The sequence below is a fragment of the Streptomyces sp. MMS24-W38 genome, assembly GCF_059889265.1.
In genome coordinates, this window is record NZ_JCBCPP010000001.1 from 6,412,556 (window position 1) to 6,430,569 (window position 18,014).

Annotated in this window: 15 protein-coding genes; 5 read left to right on the forward strand and 10 right to left on the reverse strand. The window is 70.1% G+C overall.

Features of this window, described 5'->3' with window-relative positions:
• Nucleotides 1-160 precede the first annotated feature (160 nt).
• Complete coding sequence (locus tag AC6F7H_RS28055; RefSeq protein ID WP_500759920.1) at nucleotides 161-1,627, reverse strand: non-reducing end alpha-L-arabinofuranosidase family hydrolase; 1,467 nt, start codon at nucleotides 1,625-1,627, stop codon at nucleotides 161-163.
• Nucleotides 1,628-2,355: 728 nt separating this feature from the next.
• On the opposite strand from AC6F7H_RS28055, the gene AC6F7H_RS28060 reads away from it, so the two are divergent.
• The 3 genes from AC6F7H_RS28060 to AC6F7H_RS28070 all read left to right on the forward strand — a co-directional run bounded on the left by AC6F7H_RS28060 (nucleotide 2,356) and on the right by AC6F7H_RS28070 (nucleotide 5,499).
• Nucleotides 2,356-3,786, forward strand: coding sequence for an endo-1,4-beta-xylanase (locus AC6F7H_RS28060; protein WP_500759921.1), 1,431 nt, complete (start codon nucleotides 2,356-2,358; stop codon nucleotides 3,784-3,786).
• A 445-nt stretch (nucleotides 3,787-4,231) separates the two neighbouring features.
• Nucleotides 4,232-4,714, forward strand: coding sequence for a DUF1990 domain-containing protein (locus tag AC6F7H_RS28065; protein ID WP_500759923.1), 483 nt, complete (start codon nucleotides 4,232-4,234; stop codon nucleotides 4,712-4,714).
• 365 nt (nucleotides 4,715-5,079) lie between these two features.
• On the forward strand, nucleotides 5,080-5,499 hold the full coding sequence (locus AC6F7H_RS28070; RefSeq protein WP_500759925.1) for a hypothetical protein: 420 nt from the start codon (nucleotides 5,080-5,082) through the stop codon (nucleotides 5,497-5,499).
• Here the strand turns inward: AC6F7H_RS28070 and AC6F7H_RS28075 are convergent.
• From AC6F7H_RS28075 to AC6F7H_RS28115, 9 genes are all read right to left on the reverse strand, one after another.
• Nucleotides 5,489-6,292 carry a helix-turn-helix domain-containing protein gene (locus AC6F7H_RS28075; RefSeq protein ID WP_500759926.1) on the reverse strand — a complete coding sequence of 268 codons (804 nt, stop codon included), beginning with the start codon at nucleotides 6,290-6,292 and terminating at the stop codon, nucleotides 5,489-5,491. The two genes, AC6F7H_RS28070 and AC6F7H_RS28075, sit on opposite strands and share 11 nt — an antisense overlap.
• A 41-nt stretch (nucleotides 6,293-6,333) precedes the next feature.
• Complete coding sequence (locus AC6F7H_RS28080) at nucleotides 6,334-7,503, reverse strand: hypothetical protein (protein ID WP_500759927.1); 1,170 nt, start codon at nucleotides 7,501-7,503, stop codon at nucleotides 6,334-6,336.
• Between the two features lie 124 nt (nucleotides 7,504-7,627).
• On the reverse strand, nucleotides 7,628-8,662 hold the full coding sequence (locus tag AC6F7H_RS28085) for a 2-hydroxyacid dehydrogenase (RefSeq protein ID WP_500759928.1): 1,035 nt from the start codon (nucleotides 8,660-8,662) through the stop codon (nucleotides 7,628-7,630).
• Nucleotides 8,659-9,282: a histidine phosphatase family protein gene (locus AC6F7H_RS28090; RefSeq protein WP_500759929.1), complete on the reverse strand. Its 624-nt coding sequence runs from the start codon at nucleotides 9,280-9,282 to the stop codon at nucleotides 8,659-8,661. Before AC6F7H_RS28090 ends, AC6F7H_RS28085 begins: the two co-directional genes overlap by 4 nt.
• Nucleotides 9,279-10,775, reverse strand: coding sequence for an FGGY-family carbohydrate kinase (locus AC6F7H_RS28095; protein ID WP_500759930.1), 1,497 nt, complete (start codon nucleotides 10,773-10,775; stop codon nucleotides 9,279-9,281). Before AC6F7H_RS28095 ends, AC6F7H_RS28090 begins: the two co-directional genes overlap by 4 nt.
• Nucleotides 10,772-12,283 carry an FGGY family carbohydrate kinase gene (locus AC6F7H_RS28100; protein ID WP_500759931.1) on the reverse strand — a complete coding sequence of 504 codons (1,512 nt, stop codon included), beginning with the start codon at nucleotides 12,281-12,283 and terminating at the stop codon, nucleotides 10,772-10,774. The genes AC6F7H_RS28095 and AC6F7H_RS28100 overlap by 4 nt, the downstream gene beginning before the upstream one ends.
• Before the next feature lie 4 nt (nucleotides 12,284-12,287).
• Nucleotides 12,288-13,538 carry a sugar ABC transporter permease gene (locus tag AC6F7H_RS28105; protein WP_500759933.1) on the reverse strand — a complete coding sequence of 417 codons (1,251 nt, stop codon included), beginning with the start codon at nucleotides 13,536-13,538 and terminating at the stop codon, nucleotides 12,288-12,290.
• Nucleotides 13,535-14,377 carry an ATP-binding cassette domain-containing protein gene (locus AC6F7H_RS28110; RefSeq protein ID WP_500759934.1) on the reverse strand — a complete coding sequence of 281 codons (843 nt, stop codon included), beginning with the start codon at nucleotides 14,375-14,377 and terminating at the stop codon, nucleotides 13,535-13,537. The genes AC6F7H_RS28105 and AC6F7H_RS28110 overlap by 4 nt, the downstream gene beginning before the upstream one ends.
• Nucleotides 14,378-14,409: 32 nt before the next feature.
• Nucleotides 14,410-15,468, reverse strand: a complete 1,059-nt coding sequence (locus AC6F7H_RS28115; RefSeq protein WP_500759935.1) for an ABC transporter substrate-binding protein — start codon at nucleotides 15,466-15,468, stop codon at nucleotides 14,410-14,412.
• 279 nt (nucleotides 15,469-15,747) lie between these two features.
• Between AC6F7H_RS28115 and AC6F7H_RS28120 the strand changes: the two genes are divergently transcribed.
• Both AC6F7H_RS28120 and AC6F7H_RS28125 read left to right on the forward strand, forming a co-directional pair.
• Nucleotides 15,748-16,872, forward strand: a complete 1,125-nt coding sequence (locus AC6F7H_RS28120; protein ID WP_500754596.1) for an ISAs1 family transposase — start codon at nucleotides 15,748-15,750, stop codon at nucleotides 16,870-16,872.
• Nucleotides 16,873-17,048: 176 nt separating this feature from the next.
• A complete protein-coding gene (locus AC6F7H_RS28125) occupies nucleotides 17,049-17,867 on the forward strand; it encodes a DeoR/GlpR family DNA-binding transcription regulator (RefSeq protein ID WP_500759936.1) in 819 nt (272 codons plus the stop codon).
• Nucleotides 17,868-18,014 lie beyond the last annotated feature (147 nt).

Here is an 18,014-nt window from a genome sequence, read left to right on the forward strand (position 1 = left end):
GGCGTTTTCGCCGTGGACTTCTTCGGGGTGGGCTCCTTGCCGCCCGCACGCCCGGCCGGTGCCGCCTTGGCCCGCTTGGCTTTCTGCGGGGCCGGGGGAGGTGACCTGGGCTGTTCGGACCACGCCGGCTCCCCCTCGGAGCCGGACCCGCGTCGTGCCGTCAGCGCCGCAGTGTCAGCAGACCCGGACGGTAGGGCAGGAGGCCGTAGTCACCGCCCGAGTTGGGGCTGCGCCCCTGGTAGAGCAACTGCAGGTTGCAGGGATCGACGGTCATGGTCTGATCGGCGCTGGTGCGGATCAGCTCGCCGTGGCTGATGTCGTTGGTCCAGGTGGCGCCACTGTTGGCCTTGCCGGCGAAGGGATTGCTCTCGGTCGCGGCCTGGGGCGTCCAGGAGCCGTTCAGGCTGGTCGCCGTGAACGAGCGGAAGTACCGGCCCTGCGAGCCGATCGCCTCGACGATCATGAGGTAGCGGTTCTGGCCCTGCAGCTTGTAGACCTGCGGGGCTTCGAACAGGTTGTTCGTCGTGTCGCTCATGACCACGGTCGAGGTCGAGCCGAAGCTGCCCGGGAAGTTCCCGATCGGCATGCCGGCCCGGTAGATCTTGCCGTTGTCGCCGGCGAAGAACAGGTACATGTTCGTGCCGTCACCGATGAGCGTCTGGTCGATGGGCCCTGTTCCGGAGCCCGAGATGCTTCCGGAGAAGAGCACCTGCTCGGACGACCAGCCGTTCGGGTTGGTGGGGTCGCTCGACGTCCGGTAGGAGAAGGCGGTCCCGCCCCACTGGTAGGCGAGCACCCAGATGTTCTTCGGCGCGAAGTAGAAGAGCGTGGGTGCCACTGTCGAGCTGGACATCGCGTTCTGGCCGGCCGAGGCCATCTCCGGCCAGTCGGTGAACAGGCCGAAGTTCATCGAACCCCACCGTGTCCCCGTGTCATGCGTGGTCGCGTAGACGAGCTGCCTGCCGTTGTACGGGGCGACGGTGAAGTCCTTGAGCGACACCCACCCCTGCCGGGGCTGCGCCAGTGCGCCCGTAGATGTCCAGCGGTAGCTCGACGGAAGATCGCACGAGCCGGGGGTGCCGGCGCCGACCTTGACGAGCTGCCACTGCTGGTTGGTGCCGCCCCAGTCGTCGTACTGGACGACGTTCGCGTTGTCGGCGGTGGAGGCGCCTTGTACTTCGAGGGCCTTGTTGCTGTGGCGCGAGATGAGTCTCACGTAGCCGTCCGAGCTGTCGGCCAGCCGCCACTGCTGGTTGGTGCCGTTCAGGTCGGCCCACTGAACGATCGAGCCGCCGTTCGCGGTGGACCAGTTGTGGACGTCCAGCACCTTGCCCGAGTGGCGGGACTTGATGCGGTAGTAGCCGTCCCCGGAATCGACGAACTGCCACTGCTGCTGGTTCTGGTCGTTCCTGGTCCACTGGGTGATGCGGGCGCCGTCGTCGGTCGCCATGTTGTAGACGTCCAGGGCTTTGCCGCTGTTCCGGTTGACCAGCACGTACGAGGCGTCGGGATCCACGGTCGCGGCCTCGGCGGGCTGGGCACCGAGGAAGGTGGCCACCAGCAGCAAGGGCGCAAGGACGCCGAGTAAGCGTCTTGGACGGACCGGGGACGGGTGGCGAAACCACATCAGAGGGCCTCCTTGGGGGCGGGTGAGGCGACGCCGATGAACCGCGGAGCGGCAGCCGCGCCAGGGGCAGAGACGGGTTCGAAAATTTCGAAGTGATCCCGGTTCTGTGACGCCACAAGCTAGGAAGGAGAGGCCCTCCGGTCAAGGTCTGTCGTCGATCTGTCTGCAAACAATTCCTCCCACCGGGCGTGACAATCCCTTGCGTCAACCGTAAATCCGCAGGTGGTGTGCGATACGGCTCACCGGTCCAGGGATCCGCCCACCTCGACGCGGAATCGAAAGTTTCGAAATGGAAGCGGAAACTTTTTCTGCCGCGAGGGTTGACGAGCCACTGTCAACCTCTCAATCATCCTGTCTGGTAAACCGACCGTAGGACGAGATTTCGAACCACGCTGGTCCCGGGCAGCCTGTGCCGCACTGCAGAGCCGCGCACAGCCGCACGACAGATCTGCGCACCAAAGCACCTGCGCCACCCCGTTTTTCGTCCCGGTGAGGCTCGCACCGACGCATCCCGACCCTCCGTGCAGCAGGAGAGGTGTGCGACGCCGCGTGACGGCCTCCCGGCTGAGCCGCGATGGAGTACCCCCGTGCCCGTGTCGAAAGACCGCCGTCGCCCGGCCTACGCCACTCGGCGGCCGACCGGGCCCGTCCGTGCCGGTTGAGATCCTCCCGGGCCCCATGACCGCGGTGTCCGGTGATCCCGTCATTCCTACCTTGGAGGCACAGCCATGGGCTTGTACGCCCTTCCCAGACCCGTTGTCCGGCGGAAGATCCGCGCTCTGCTGTTGGCGCTGGTCGCCGGCGTCCTCGGTGTGGCCGCCGTACTGGTCGCGCCGCCGTCCGCTCAGGCCGCCGAGAGCACGCTCGGCGCCGCGGCGGCGCAGAGCGGCCGCTACTTCGGCGTCGCCATCGCCGCGAACAGGCTGAGCGACTCGACGTACGCGACGATCGCGGCCCGTGAGTTCAACTCGGTGACGGCCGAGAACGAGATGAAGATCGACGCCACCCAACCGCAGCGGGGCCAGTTCAACTTCACCGCCGCCGACCGCGTCTACAACTGGGCGGTGCAGAACGGCAAGCAGGTGCGCGGCCACACCCTGGCCTGGCACTCCCAGCAGCCCGGCTGGATGCAGAGCCTCAGCGGCAGCGCACTGCGCCAGGCGATGATCGACCACATCAACGGCGTGATGGCCCACTACAAGGGCAAGATCGCCCAGTGGGACGTCGTGAACGAGGCCTTCGCCGACGGCAGTTCCGGAGCCCGGCGCGACTCCAACCTGCAGCGCACCGGCAACGACTGGATCGAGGTCGCCTTCCGCGCCGCGCGCGCCGCCGACCCGTCCGCCAAGCTCTGCTACAACGACTACAACGTCGAGGACTGGACCTGGGCCAAGACTCAGGCCATGTACGCCATGGTGCGGGACTTCAAGCAGCGCGGCGTGCCGATCGACTGCGTCGGCTTCCAGTCGCACTTCAACAGCGGCAGCCCCTACAACAGCAACTTCCGCACCACCCTGCAGAACTTCGCCGCCCTCGGCGTCGACGTGGCCATCACCGAGCTCGACATCCAGGGTGCCTCGGCCTCGACCTACGCCAACGTGGTCAACGACTGCCTGGCCGTCTCGCGCTGCCTCGGCATCACCGTCTGGGGTGTGCGCGACAGCGACTCCTGGCGATCGGAGCACACGCCGCTGCTGTTCAACAACGACGGCAGCAAGAAGCCCGCCTACACCGCCGTCCTCAACGCACTCAACGGCGGCTCCACCCCACCGCCCGCGGACGGCAAAACGATCAAGGGCGTCGGTTCGGGCCGCTGCCTGGACGTGCCCGGCACCAGCACCACCGACGGCACCCAGCTCCACCTGTGGGACTGCCACAACGGCACCAACCAGCAGTGGACGTACACCGACGCCGGAGAGCTCAGGGTCTACGGCAACAAGTGCTTGGACGCCGCCGGCACCGGCAACGGCGCCAAAGTCCAGATCTACAGCTGCTGGGGCGGCGATAACCAGAAGTGGCGCCTCAACTCCGACGGATCCATCGTCGGCGTCCAGTCCGGCCGCTGCCTCGACGCCGTCGGGGGCGGCACCGTCAACGGCACCCTGATCCAGCTCTACTCCTGCTCGAACAGCAACAACCAACGCTGGACCCGCGCCTGACAAGGCCTGCACGAAAACATCGCTGGTGATCGTGAGGGCCGCCGCCGTGGTGGCGGCGGCCCTCACGAGAGGACAGCACCATCCGCCGGGGCCCGCCGCGAACTCGGTCAGAAGAGCGTCAGGGAGCCATGGTGGATGACCCTGTGAAGGGCGTTCAAGAGCCGGAGTACGTCCGTGAGAAGGTGGTCATCCCGTCCCTCGCCCATGTGAAGAAGGCGCTGACTGTCGCTGACGATGATCTCGCGCTCGAGATCGTCATGATGGTGGGCTGCGGCTTGCGCAATGGTGAGGCCCGGGCGGTGAGCCGGGGCACATCACTCATGGCCCGTCCCCTCTTCCGAACAGGAATGCCATGCCCAACAGCCGTACGAGACGCGGCCCGTCGTCGGGTGAACTCACTTATGGGCCGGCCGGTGCGACCCGGCCCGCGGAAGAGTCCTGGTCGGTGGGGATCACAGGTCTGCGCCCCTACGTCCGTACCGTCGTCATCGGGCACGGGGACACTGACTGGCACGCTGCGGCGGACGCGGTGCTGTGCTGGGGCATCAAGCGGCGCAGTGGCTTCACGGTGACGGGCCGCGAGGGCGCAGGGGGCCGGGTCGTGGAGGGGGCCGAGTACCGCATCAGCGCGGCGTTCGGTCCGTTTGCGGTGCGGGAGCCCGTCCGGGTCGTCGCCGTCGTCGACACCCCGGACCGCTGCGGCTTCGCCTACGGCACCCTGCCCGGCCATCCCGTGAGCGGCGAGGAGGCCTTCGTCGTCCACCGGTCTCCCGACGGCACGGTCGCGCTGACGATCCGCTCCCTGACCCGTGCCGCCCCGCATGGGCCGTGGCGCCTGGTGTTCCCGGTGCTGCTGGTCGCGCAGCGGTTCTTCCGGCGGCGTTATCTGCGCGCCCTGCGGCCTGCTCGTCGAGCGGGCGTGCGGTGACCCGTTCCGGGTCCGATGGAGGCTCGGCCAGGCCCCGCCCGTACTCTGCTGCTGGGGCACCAGGGCACGGCATGCCTCACCCGCGGCCAGGGCCGCCAGGGTCTCCACCTGCTGCTGGTTCCACCGCACGTGGTCCGACCGGACGTGCATCGCCGATGGCCCCGGTGCTCGCGGCCCTCTGCACGGCCGCCGCGCGGGTGGGGCCCGATTCGGCATCCGTGGCCTGACCTGCTTCATTACCTCAGTGGTAATCGACCCTTCGTGCGGAACGGGGCAAGGTGGGAGTCGCCGTGGCCCGGGCGGCGCACTCCGCCCGGGCACGGCCCCCTGACCAGCGTTTTCGACCTCGACGGAGGCTGATCGATATGTCCGCCACCACCCTGCTCGGCACGCTCTCCCGCACCGACCGCCCGCAGACCATGCTGCGCCGCTTCCTCGCCCTCGACGCCGTCGTCACCGGTGCCAACGGACTGGTCTACCTGATCGACTCGAAGCCGGTCGGTAACCTGCTCGGCATCGGATCCGGTCTGCTGTTCGAACTCGGCGTCTTCCTGGTGCTGTACGCCGCGGGAGTCGGCTTCCTCGCCACGCGGGAGCAGCCGCCGGCCCTCGCCGTGAAGGCGGTCATCGACGCCAATGTGCTGTGGGCCGTGCTCAGCATCGTCGCGATGGTCACCTGGTTCTCGCCGACGACCGCGGGTGCCGTCTGGATCCCCGTGCAGGCCATGACCGTCGCCGGTTTCGGTGTGCTCCAGTTCCTCTCGCTGCGTGCCACTACGGCTTGAGGGATTGCAGATACTCGACTGTCGCCGAGTCGGCCGGGAGAAACGTCTCGATGGCCAGCTCGGCGACTGTCACGTCCATCGGAGTGTTGAAGGTCGAGATGGACGAGATGAAGGACAGGGTCCGGCCGTTGTGCTCGAGCTGGAGCGGCAGTGCGAAGTACGGAGTGGACTCCTCCGGGTGGCTGCCGTGGTCCCAGGTCTCCGGCAGCGTATAAGCGGCCACCTCGTCGTACAGCGCGCGCAGCGCCTCGGACCTGGCCAGTGCGATCTGACGCTCCATCTGGGCCAGCAGATGTCCGCGCCATTCCGGCAGATTGCGGATGTGGGGCGCCATTCCCTGCGGGTGCAGTGTGAGCCGCATGGCGTTCAGCGGCGGGGCAAGCAGATGCTCCGCCACCCCGTCCAGCATCATCATGATTCCTCGGTTGGCGGCGACGACGTTGTACGTCCCGTCGACGACCAGCGCCGGATACGGTTCGTAGCCCTGCAGCAGCCGCTCGATGCCCCTGCGCAGTGAGCCGAGCGCCGGATCGTGCAGCGGGGTCTCGGCGTAACGAGGGGCGTAACCGGCCGCCAGCAGCAGGACGTTGCGCTCCCGGACCGGGACATCGAGATGTTCGGCCAGCCGCAGGATCATCTCCTCGCTCGGACGGGACCGGCCCGTCTCGATGAAGCTGATGTGCCGGGCGGAGGAGTCGGCACGCAGCGCCAGCTCCAGCTGGCTGAGCCTCCGCTGCTCCCGCCAGCCACGGAGCAGCGGACCTATTGAGGTGCCCAGTACGGCAGTTGACATGCCATGACGGTACCCCGCCGGGCCGGCCCGGCGGGGTACCGTCAGCCGAGGGGTTCGAACGGCCCCGGAGTCCCGCCCGTCCAGCGGTACAGACGGATCTCGCCCTCCTGCTTGAGGACGCCGTCCTCCTCCACGGCCCGGCCCTCCGCCACGTAGTAACGTCCGTCGCCCAACGCGTCGAACCCGTGGCTGCCGTGGAACTCCCAGCCGCGGATGCCGGTCGCGTCGTCGCGCAGGCCGGCCTCGCGGAGGGTGAGGAGGCTACCGGTCTCCGGCACGGGCTGTCCCTTGATCTCGCCGCGTACCGGCTCGGCGGAGCCGTCGACGGTGAAGAAGGAGTAGTTGGGGAAGCCTTCCTTCTTGCCCTTGTAGACCGCCATGATCCAGTTCCTGGTGTACGGGTCGTACTGGAGGTTCTGCACGCCGTAGGTGGTGTTGCCGGTGTGGACGAAGAACTTGCCGGCGTGGTGCTCGGGGCCGCTGTGGTGCGGGGCGTCCTGGGAGAGCGGTCGCGCGTACCTGCCCCAGGAGCCGATGTCGTACTCCAGGATCACCTGGTGGTCGTTGTCGGTCCGGCCGGTGTGGGAGTAGACGCCGTACGCGACCTTCAGCGTCTGTTTGCCGCCCCGCTTGCCGAACCCGGGGCCGAACGACACGCCGTCGATGCCGCTGCATCCGTAGCGATGGTCGGGGGTGTCGGCGGTGTCGCCGTCGAAGACTCCGTCGCCGTCCATGTCGGCGGTGAAGTCCGCGGCCACCTCGTGGAGATGGACCGCGGTCATGACGCCGTCCCGTTCGGCGTTCATTCCGACCCGGTCGATCTCGCGGCCGTCGAAGACGGCGATGTAGAACGATTCCGCCGCCTTGTACTCGAGTGATCCGTAGACCCTGCCGCTCCGGTCGTCGACGTCGATGTCACCGAGGTGGCCGGTGAGGCCCTCGACGGTCCCGACGACCTTGCCGGCGAGGTCGGTCTTGACCAGCTTCTGGGTGAACGACCAGTAGACGAAACCGCGTCTGCGGTCCACGGTCACGCCTTGCACATGGCTGGTCGGCCAGGCGCCGCCGTACACGGAGGAGGGCAGTTCGGGATGTCGGCCGCCGGGGGCGCCCGCGGCGGCGACGCCGGGAGAAGGGGCGGCGAGGAGGAGGGCAGGGACACTGATTCCGGCGAGGAGAACGGATCGGAACGTCCGGAGCTTGCCGCGCACGCGATGTCCTTTCCACGAGATGGTGAGTCGGGCTTCACCGGAGCGCCCCGCGACGTCCGACGGGTGAGGGGCGAGCACGGGGCGGACCGGTGGTGGCGGAGCCGGGGAACTCTTCGTGTGCCGGTCAGGACCGGGTCCGCAACACCTCCGGGTTGGCGCAGTGGGCCGGGGCGCGGCCGGCCAGGAACCGGGCGACCTCACCGGCCACGAGGGCCGACGCGTTGTGGGCGGTCTGCTTGCCCGCGCCGGCCAGATGCGGGGTCATCACGACGTTGGGGGTGCGCCGCAGCCGGGAGCCGGCCGGGAGCGGTTCCTCGGGGAAGACGTCGAAGGCGGCTCCGAAGAGCCGGCCCTCGTCCAGGGCGTCGCAGACGGCGTCGTAGTCGAGCAGGGAGCCGCGGGCGCAGTTGACGAGTACGCCGCCGGGAGGCATGAGCCCGATCAGCTCGCGGGAGAGCAGCCCTTCGGTCTTCGGCGTGGCCCGGGCGTGCACGGTGACGAAGGAGGAGCGGCGCATGAGTTCGGGGAGGTCCACCCGGTCCGCCGGGGCCAGGTCGGCCGCGTCGGCGTACGGGTCGGCGACCAGGACACGGGCGCCGAATCCGCGGACGATACGGGCCACCCGGGAGCCGACGGCGCCGTGTCCCACGATGCCGACCGTACTGCCCTCCAGTTCGGGGCCGACGCTGTCGTAGCGGTAGTAGTCGCCCCGCCAGACGCCTGCGGTGAGGTCCTGGTGGGCGGCGGGGACACGGCGGGCGGCCGCCAGCATCAGGGCGACCGTGTGCTCGGCGGTGGCGGCGGCGTTGCGGCCGGGGGCGAAGGTGACCGCGACACCGTGCCGGGTGGCCGCCGCGAGATTGGCGTTGACCGGGCCGCCCCTGCCGACGCAGAACAGGCGGAGCCCGGGGCTCGCATCGAGGACCCGTTCCGTCAGCGGTGCCATCTGGGTGACGCAGATCTCCACACCGTCCAGCGCCTCGATGAGCTGATCCTCGGTACCGGAGGCCTCGTGGACCTCGGCCACCGCGCCGAAGGGCTCGACGGGCCAGGGCAGGGTGAGTTCGCGGAAGGTGGCGTCGGGTGCGACCGGCCGGAGGCGGTCGGTGAACAGGGAGCTGCGGACGAAGTGGTCGCCTGCCGCGAGGATCGTGGTCACTCGGGTACTCCTGGGGTCACGTGCTGGTTCAGCGCCAGCAGCGAGGGTGTGCCGTCGTGGAGGATCAGTTCGTTCAACGCGCAGTTGGCCAGATAGGGGAAGACGCAGCGGTAGTCCCGCAGCGGGAGGCCGAGCAGTCGGCAGAGGGTGAGCCGGATCGCGGTGGAGTGGGCCACGACGAGAACGCGTCCCTCCTGGTGACCGGCCCGTAGGTCGGCGAGGAAGTCGGCGTAGCGTTCGCCGACGGCGACGGGGTCCTCTCCCTCCGGGAAGTGGCTGCCGACCGGGTCGGCCTCGAAGGCCTTGAGTACGCCGGGCAGGCGCTGCCGCATCTCGGCGCGGGTCATCCCCTCGGCGATGCCGAAATCGAGTTCGCGCAGCCGTGGTTCGACCATCAGTGGCAGACCGGCGCGGGCCGCGCTCTCCTCCGCGGTCTGCCGGCAGCGTCGCAACGGGGAGGACCAGACCGCCGTGAGATCCGCCCGCCCCGCCCAGGAAGCGAGCCGGGCGGCCTGGGCGCGGCCGTGCTCGGAGAGATCGATGTCGGTGACCCCGGCATAGCGGTTCTCGTCGTGCCAGACGCTCTCTCCGTGCCGGACGAGGAAAACATGGAGGCTCATGGTGCGGTCCTTTCTCGTGCGTGGGCCGAGACGGTCTCGGGCAGCCAGCCACGCTGGACCAGCAGATCGAGCAGCCGGGCGTAGCCCTCGTCATGGGCGGATCGATGCGCGGCGCGCGGCTCCAGGACCCGGGCGGGCCGCACCATCGCGGCGGCGGCACCGTCCAGACCGCCCGGAGCCCCGCAGGCAGAGGCGGCGAGTACGGCCATGCCGAGTGCGGGCTGGGCATGGCGGGGCAGGGACAGGGGCCGGCGCAGCACATCGGCGCGGAGCTGGTTCCACACCGGGTTGCGGGTCGCGCCGCCGGTGAGGACGACGGTCCCGTCGGTGGGGGCGCCGAGCAGGTCCAGATAGTCGAAGCAGAGGCGTTCGAGGTACGCGACGCCCTGCATCAGTGCGGCGAAGTCCTCGGCGCGGCCCGCCGGTTCCCGGCTGCTGAACGCGACGGCGTCCGGGGCGACGAAGGGGAACCGCTCCCCGGGCGAGACCAGCGGATAGCGCAGCAGCCCGGTGGGCAGCAGGGGCGCCGCCTCGTCGGTCAGCCGGTCCAGGGCCGAGCCGGCGAACTCCCGGGCGACCAGGCCCGCACCGGTGCTGGAGGCACCTCCGGGCAGCCAGTGGCCGGAGGGCGAGCGGTGGGAGTAGACGACACCGTTCGGGTCGTGCAGCAGGTCCTCGGTGACCCCCTTGAGGACGAGCGTGGTGCCGAGGACCGAGTTCCAGCTGCCGACCGCGGTCGCCCCGGAGCCCAGTTGGGCCGCACAGCCGTCGGTCATTCCGGCGACCACGGGAATTCCCGGGACGAGCCCGCACTCCGCCGCGGCACCGGCGCAGACCCCGCCGATCACGGTGCCGGGCATCACCAGGCCGGGCAGGATCCCGGTGGGGATCCCCAGCGCGGCGAAGACGTGTCCGGGCCAGGCCACCGCCGCGGCGTCGGCCCCGGACTTGAGGGCGTTGCTGGTGTCGGTGGGTACCTCGTGCCCGACGAGCCTGCGGTTGATCACGTCGTTCTGGTGGGCGAGGCGCCAGCCGTCCGTCAGCGCGTTCGGGTACCGGTCGAGCAGCCAGCGGAGCTTGGGAAGCCCCCAGGAACGCTGCATCCGCCGGTAGCCGGCCTTGGCCCACTGCTGTTCGCCGAGCGCGTTGACCTGCTCCGCCTCCACGGTGGCGCGGCCGTCGTCGTACATGAGACCGGGGACGACACACCTGCCGTGCCGGTCGGTCAGTGTGAGGGTTCCGGAGGTCGCGTCGACGGCCACGGCCCGGATACGACGCGGGTCGGCGCCCGTGGCGCAGGTCTGCCCGACGGCCGAGCAGACCGCACGCCACCACTGTCCCGGGTCCTGTTCATGGCGTTCGCCCCGCCGGCGACCGGTCAGCGGCGACGACCCCGTGCCGAGCAGCCGGCCGTCCGAGGTCACGGCGACCGCGCGGACTCCCTGTGTGCCCAGGTCGATGCCCAGCCACAGGTCCGGGCCGGCGCCGGTCACGTGCCGGCTCCGCCCTCGGGGCCCGTGCCGCCGCGGCCGAGCGCCCAGATCGGGCGGTGCAGCTCCCGCAGCCGCAGGAACTCCGCATAACGCTCGCTCAGGGCCCCGCCCTTGGCAGGGTCCGGCTCGAAGGTGGCGGAGATCCGCACGTGCCGGGCCGCCGCGGTGGCGAAGTCCGGCTCGCGGCCGGTCGCGACCATGCCGGTCAGCCAGGCGCCGCGGGCCCCGGTCTCCGTGTCGGCGGGAATCGCCACCGGCAGGCCGACGACATCCGCGATCAGCCGCGTCCAGTACGCGCTCCGGGCTCCGCCGCCGCTGAGGGTCAACAGCTCCGGGGTGGCCGCGGAGGCGGCGAGACAGTCGCGGATGGCCATGGTGACGCCCTCCACGACCGCGCGGGCCACGTCCTCCCGGCCGCTGTCCAGGGACAGACCGGACAGGGAACCGCGGGCCGCCGGATCGAAGAACGGGGCGCGTTCCCCGGCCGAGGAAACATAGGGCAGGAACCGCACTCCGGCCGTGTTGGCGGCGCCGCGCTCGGCCAGCGCCATCAGGTCGGTGACCGAGGCGAGCCCGAGAAGCCGTGCGCCCCAGTGCAGCATGTCGCCGCCGCTCATGGTGGGGAAGGCGCGCAGATAGTGCCCGGGGACGCCCAGGGGGACGGTGATGCCCACCGGCTCGTCGGTGAGCACACAGTCGGCGGAGTCGGTGACGACCTCGGTGGACAGCGTGGTGCCGAGCACGGTGCAGGCCCGGCCGGTGCTGACCGCGCCGGAGCCGATGGCGGTGGCGCAGATGTCGTAGGGCGCCAGCACCACCGGTATGCCCGCGGGCAGCCCCGTCTCGGCGGTGGCGGTGGCGGTGAGCGCGGTCACCCGGTGGTCGTCGTCCCGGAGCGGGGGCAGCAGGTCACGGGCCCACTCCACGCCGTACAGCTCGAACAGCCGCTCGGACCAGGTGCGTCGCCCGATGTCCAGGAAGGGTGCCGATGCCTCGGACTCGTCCACGGCCGCTTCCCCGGTGAGCTTCAGGAAGATCCAGCCGCCGCAGGTCAGCAGGTGGCGGGAGCGGCGCGGCCGGTCCGGGGCGTGCTTGCGCATCCAGGCCAGTACGGCGTTGGGCATGCCGGTGGACAGCCGGGAGCCGCAGATCCTGAAGGCCTGCTCCAGGGTGCCGTCGCGCTCCCACCCGGTGACCAGGTCGGCGGCCCGTCCGTCGTTCCACAGCACGGCGGGCCCGGTGGGACGGCCCCGGTCGTCGACGAGCCATGCCCCGTCGCCCTGCCCGGTGACGGCGACCAGCTCGGGCGGCTCGGGCAGCGCGGCCACGACTTCGCGGGTGGCGGAGGCGACTGCCTCCCAGACCTGGCCCATGTCCTGCTCCGCCCAGCCCGGCCGGGTCCTGAGCACCTGGGTCGGCCGGTGACTGACGGTCAGTTCCGCTCCGTCCGAGCCGTATCCGACGACCTTGACCATGGTGGTGCCGGCGTCGATGGCCAGCGACGTCATGCCCTCAGCCCCTTCCGTGTGCCTGCCGGGAGCGGCGGGCGGCGGAGTCCAGGGCGACGGCGACCAGCAGCACGCAGCCCGTGATGACGAAGCGGTACGAGGAATCGAGATTGAGCAGGGTGAGCCCGCTGGAGATCGACTGGATGACGAGGACGCCGAGCAGGGCGGCGAAGGCGGAACCACGGCCACCGAAGAGGCTGGTCCCGCCGATCACCGCGGCGGCGATGGCGTTGAGATTCACGTCCGCGGTGCCGGTGCTCTGGTTCGCCGCCGCGAGACGGGCGGCGGCCAGGACCCCACCGGTCGCGGCGAGTGTGGAACACATGACGAACGCCGTGGTGTACACGGCGCGTACGTCGATCCCGGCCCTGCGGGCCGCCTCCGCGTTGCCGCCCACCGCGTACAGGGACCGGCCGAGTCGGGTCCGGGTGAGGACGTAGTGCAGGACCAGGACCAGGGCGACGAAGAGCACGAACATCCACGGCACACCGCGGGTGCGGTTCAGGTAGTACACCGCGAACAGCAGCGCCGCCGCCAGTGCGAGGGACTGCACCGCCAGCCACCGCGGCGAGACGGACGACAGCCCGGCACGGCGGCGACTGCGGGCACGGGCCAGGCCGACGGCGAGGAAGCCGCCGGCCGCCAGGAGCATGAAGGCGTAGGCCAGCGCATCAGGGACGAACCACACCTGGGCGAACTTCACCAGGGCGGAGTCGTACGGCAGGTTGATGGCGTTCTGGCCCCGCAGGAGCCAGAGTTGGGCGCCGAGGAAAGCCAGCAGGCCGCCCAGGGTGGCGACGAAGCTGGGCACACCGAAGCGGTTGAGCACCTGCCCGTAGAGCCAGCCGCTCAGCGCGCCGACGCCGGCCGCCACCAGGACCGCCAGCCACACCGACTGCTCGTGACGGACCATCACCACGCCCGTGGTCGCGGCGGCGACACCGCTCATGGAGCCGACCGACAGGTCGATCTGGCCGACCAGCAGGACGCACACGATGCCGAGCGCGATCACCCCCAGGGACACCATGTCGAAGGCCAGGTTCACCAGGTTGGTGCTGGACAGGAAGGTCCGGTTCAGCGACTGGAAGATCGTCCAGATCACCACGACACCGGCGACGACCGGCAGCATGCCCAGGTCGCCGTGCCGGGCCCGGCGGACCGCACCTCGGACGCTGTCGCGGAAACCGTGCCGTGCCGCCGGAGGCTCGTCCTGCCGGTCGTGGGCCGCCGCCACCGGAGAACCGAGAGAGGTCACGGCTGTTCCTCCTCTTCCCGAGAGATGGCCGCGCGGCGCGCGGCACGCTGCGAAACGGCGTTGTCGGCGGCGCCGGTGATCGCGGCGACGACCTCTTCGGAGGAGACCTCCCGGGCGTCGAACACACCGTTGTTGCGGCCGAGCCGGAGCACGGCGACCCGGTCGGCGACCGCCCGGACGTCCTCCATGTTGTGGCTGATCATGACGACGCCGAGCCCGTTGCTCTTCAGCCGCTCGATGAGGTTGAGCACCTCGGCGGTCTGCGCGACACCGAGGGCGGCCGTCGGTTCGTCGAGCAGGACGACCTCCGGCCGGCCGAGCAGAGCCCGGGCGATCGCCACCGTCTGCCGTTGGCCGCCCGAGAGAGCGGCCACCGGGACGTCGAGCGTGGGAATCCTGGCCCGCAGCTCACGCAGCAGTTCCCGGGACCGCTTCTCCATGGCGACGTCGTCCAGCATCCAGGGCCGGAGTTCCCGGCCGAGGAAGAGGTTCGCCTTGACGTCGAGGTTCTCGCACAGTGCCAGGTCCTGGTAGACCGTGGCGATGCCCAGCGCGTGCGCGGCGCTCGGAGAATCGAACGAGACCTCCCTGCCGTGGAAGGAGACCGTCCCCGCGTCGGGGGCGTACACCCCCGACAGGATCTTCACGAGGGTGGACTTGCCGGCGCCGTTGTCCCCGACCACGGCGACCACCTCGCCGGCCGCGACGTCGAGGTCGATCCCGCTGAGCGCGGCGACCGCGCCGAACTGCTTGCTCACACCCCTCAGCGACAGCACGCCGGTCCCGTCGTTTCCAGGGGGCGTGACGGGGGCCGTTCCGGGGATCGCGGAGCCTGCCATGGGCACCCTCTCTCACTCGGGACGGGACACCGCTACTCGATGCCCAGACGCCGGCAGTCGTCGACGTACGGGCGGGTGCAGACGTCCTCGGCCTTGAGCACCCCATCGGGGCCGAAGACGACCTCCTTGAGGTTCTCCCGCGTCACCACCGTCGGTTCGAACAGCTGCGAAGGCGTGTCGAAGAGCGTCGAGTCCGCCTCGGGCGTCTCACCCTCCATCAGCTGATGGGCGGCCTCCGCCGCCGCCTCCGCGACCGTCTTGATGGGCTTGGAGATGGTGTTGTACTGGTCGCCCGAGACGACGCGCTGGACCGCCGCCAACTCGGCGTCGTTGCCGGTGACCGGAGGGACCTTCACCTCGGCGCCCTTGAAGGCCGCGATCGCCCCGCCCCCGGTGCCGTCGTTGGCGGCCACCACACCGGCGATCCGACCGGGGTACTGGGCGATCTGCCCGCTCACCCACTGCTGCGCCTTCTCCGGTGACCAGTCCGGGGTGTCGTACTCGGCGAGCAGGTCGAACCCGCTGTCGTCGACAGCCTTGTGGATGCCCTTCTTGATCAGCCCGGCAGCGGCGTCGGTCGGAGAGCCGTTGACCTGGAGCAGTCCGCCCTTCGCTCCCGTCTCCTCGAGATGGCCGACCAGCGACCGGCCGATGGATTCGCCGATCGCCTCGTTGTCGAACGAGACATAGAAGTCCGCGGGCTTCTTGGACACCGGGCGGTCGTAGGCGATCACCTTGACGCCCTGGGAATGTGCCGTCTGCACGATGGTGGAAGCCGAGTCGGAGTCGACCGGGTCCAGCACGATGACCTTGGCGCCCTGCGCCATCGCGGAGTTGGCCTGCTGCTGTTGCAACGACGCGTCGCTGTCGGCGTTCTGGTAGATGACCCCGCACTCCCGGCAGAGCGCACGCATGCGCTTCTTGAACAGGGGGGCGTCGTACTGCTCGTACCGGGTGGAGGCGAGGTCGGGCATCAGGAAGGCGACCTTGCCCACGCCGCCGGAGCCGGTCGTGGCGGGTTCCTCCGCGCACGATACGAGCGTGCCCACGGCGAGGATCCCGGTGAGAGCAAGACGTGCCGGTCTTCTCATGTCGACTCCCTGCTCGTGGACACCGAGGGCAACGTTCAGGAAACTCAGATGTTTCATTTACGTCAACAGACCGCAGTAATTGAACAATTGCCGTGCTGCTTCTCCACCCTTCGATGTTCGCTCGGCGTGCGGGGCCCGGGATGCCAGGGCTCCGGCAAAGTCGTTTGGTAGCCCTGTGACGTGTGGTTTTGCGGGTGGGTGAGGTGCGCGGGCGTGTTCCGGTCCGGTTGGATGGAGGTTCCTACGCCTTCCGTCCGACCAGGGAACAACGCCCGCGCCATGCCATCGTCTCGCATCTGCGTGCCTGTTCGCACGCCCGTCCCGGAGCGCGAGCTCCTCGTCGACCTGCTCGGCCGGATGCCCGATCCGCGCCGCCGGCGCGGGGTCCGTCACCCGGTGAGTGCTCTGATCGCGGTCGCGGTGTGCGCGGTGATGGCCGGAGCGCGGGGTTTCACGGCGATCGGGGAGTGGGCCCGGGACGCCGGAGCGGTAGCCGTGAAACAGCTGGGCCTGGTGCGAGGCTCGGTGGACGAGTCGACGCTGCGGCGCCTGTTCGCGAGGCTGGACGCGGACCGCCTCGACGCGCTCCTGGGGACATGGGCGGCGACGAGGGCCTCGCTGGTCGCGGGCCGGCGGGTCATCGCGATCGACGGCAAGACCGTCCGGGGCGCACGCGGCGGTGACGCCCCGGCCCCACATCTGGTCGCCGCGCTCGCGCACGGTTCGGGAGCGGTACTGGGCCAAGTCGCCGTGCGCGAGAAGAGCAACGAGATCCCCGCGGCCAGAGAACTGCTGGATGCCCTCGACCTGGACGGGGCGGTGGTCACGATGGACGCGCTGCACACCCAGCACGCCACCGCGGCACTCGTGACCGAGGCCGGCGCCGACTACGTCCTGACCGTGAAGGCCAATCAGAAGTCGTTGTACGCACGGCTCAAGGCTCTGCCCTGGGCCCGGATACCTGCTGTCACCAGAACGGACCGCGGACACGGGCGCCGCGCCACCCGAACGATCAAGGCCGTCGCCGTCCCCGCCTGGATCGACTTCACCGGGGCCGCGCAGGTCGCCCAGCTGCGGCGCACCGTCACCAGGAAGGGCACACGGACGGTCGAGATCGTCTACCTGATCACCAGCGCGGACGCCCGCACCGCGCCCCCGGAGCTGCTGGCCACATGGGTGCAGTCGCACTGGGAGATCGAGAACCGCCTGCACTGGGTCCGCGACGTCACCTTCGACGAGGACCGCTCCCAGGTCCGCACCGGCAACGCACCCCGCGTCATGGCAGGCATCCGCAACACCGCGATCACCCTCCTCCGCCTCCACGGCCACCAGAACATCGCCGCCGCCCTACGACACCACGCCCGCGACACCGACCGCCCCGTCAGCCTTCTTCTGACCGCATGACCGACGACTTTGCCGGAGCCCTGCCCGGGATGCGGAGTCCGGCCGATGGTCATCGTTCCGAAGCGCGGAGACGGCGCCGGCAGATGCGCGGGCGGCCTCTCCGGAAGGAGTGACGAACGAGGCGAAGGGGGCAGGTCCGGAGATGTTCACTTCACAGAAAATGAACAGGAGCCTCTATGGGAGCAAAGGACCGGCAGCCGGCCGACACGAGCGGCAGGAAACCCCGCGAACGGAGGGAGCGGATCAAAGGCCGCGTCGTGGACAGGGGATTCGTTCGGATCGATCAGCTGGCCGACGAGCTGGGCGTGACCACCATGACCATCCGCCGGGACCTCGACTACCTGCAGGACCGGGGCTGGCTGAGAAAGGTCCGCGGGGGCGCGACCGCTCAGCCTTCGACCGCCTTCCACGGCGACGTCCGCCACCGCGCCCGCGCCATGACGGCGGAGAAGGACGCCATCGCCCGCGCTGCCCTGCCTCTGGTCAAGCCCGGGCAAGCGGTCGTCATCGACGACAGTACGACGGCTCTGGCGCTCACCCGTCTCCTGGACCGGCATGCCCCGTTGACCGTCATCACCAACTTCGGCCCCGTCACCCAGACACTGGCTGACAGCCCGGGCATCGAGCTCATCTCCCTGGGCGGCACCTACTACCCCGCCTACGACGCCTTCCTCGGCCTGCGCACCGTGGACGCCGTGACCAGTCTCAGCGCCGACACGCTCTTCGCCTCCACGACCGCCATCACCCGTGGCCACTGCTACCACCAGTCGCAGGAGACGGTGGCGGTGAAGCGGGCCCTGATGGATGCCTGTGCACGCAAGGTCCTTCTGGTCGACCACACGAAGTTCCGGCGCCGCGGCCTCTACCAGCTGGCCCCCGTGACCGCCTTCGACCTCGTCATCGTCGACTCCGGTATCCCGGCTTCCGACCTCGACGCCCTCCAGGCCGACGGCGTCGAGGTTCTCGTGGCCCGCCCGGAACAGCCGCGGCCGTAGCCGACGTCCGGCACCGGGTCGAGCCAGTCCCGGCAGCCGCTCGCCCTGGCGCTCGGTGGGAGTCTCGGCGCCGCTGAGAACCCATCCGGCGATGTTTCCAGGGCCCCTGCATCACCGAGGGCGACGGCGAACACCCGGCGCACTGGC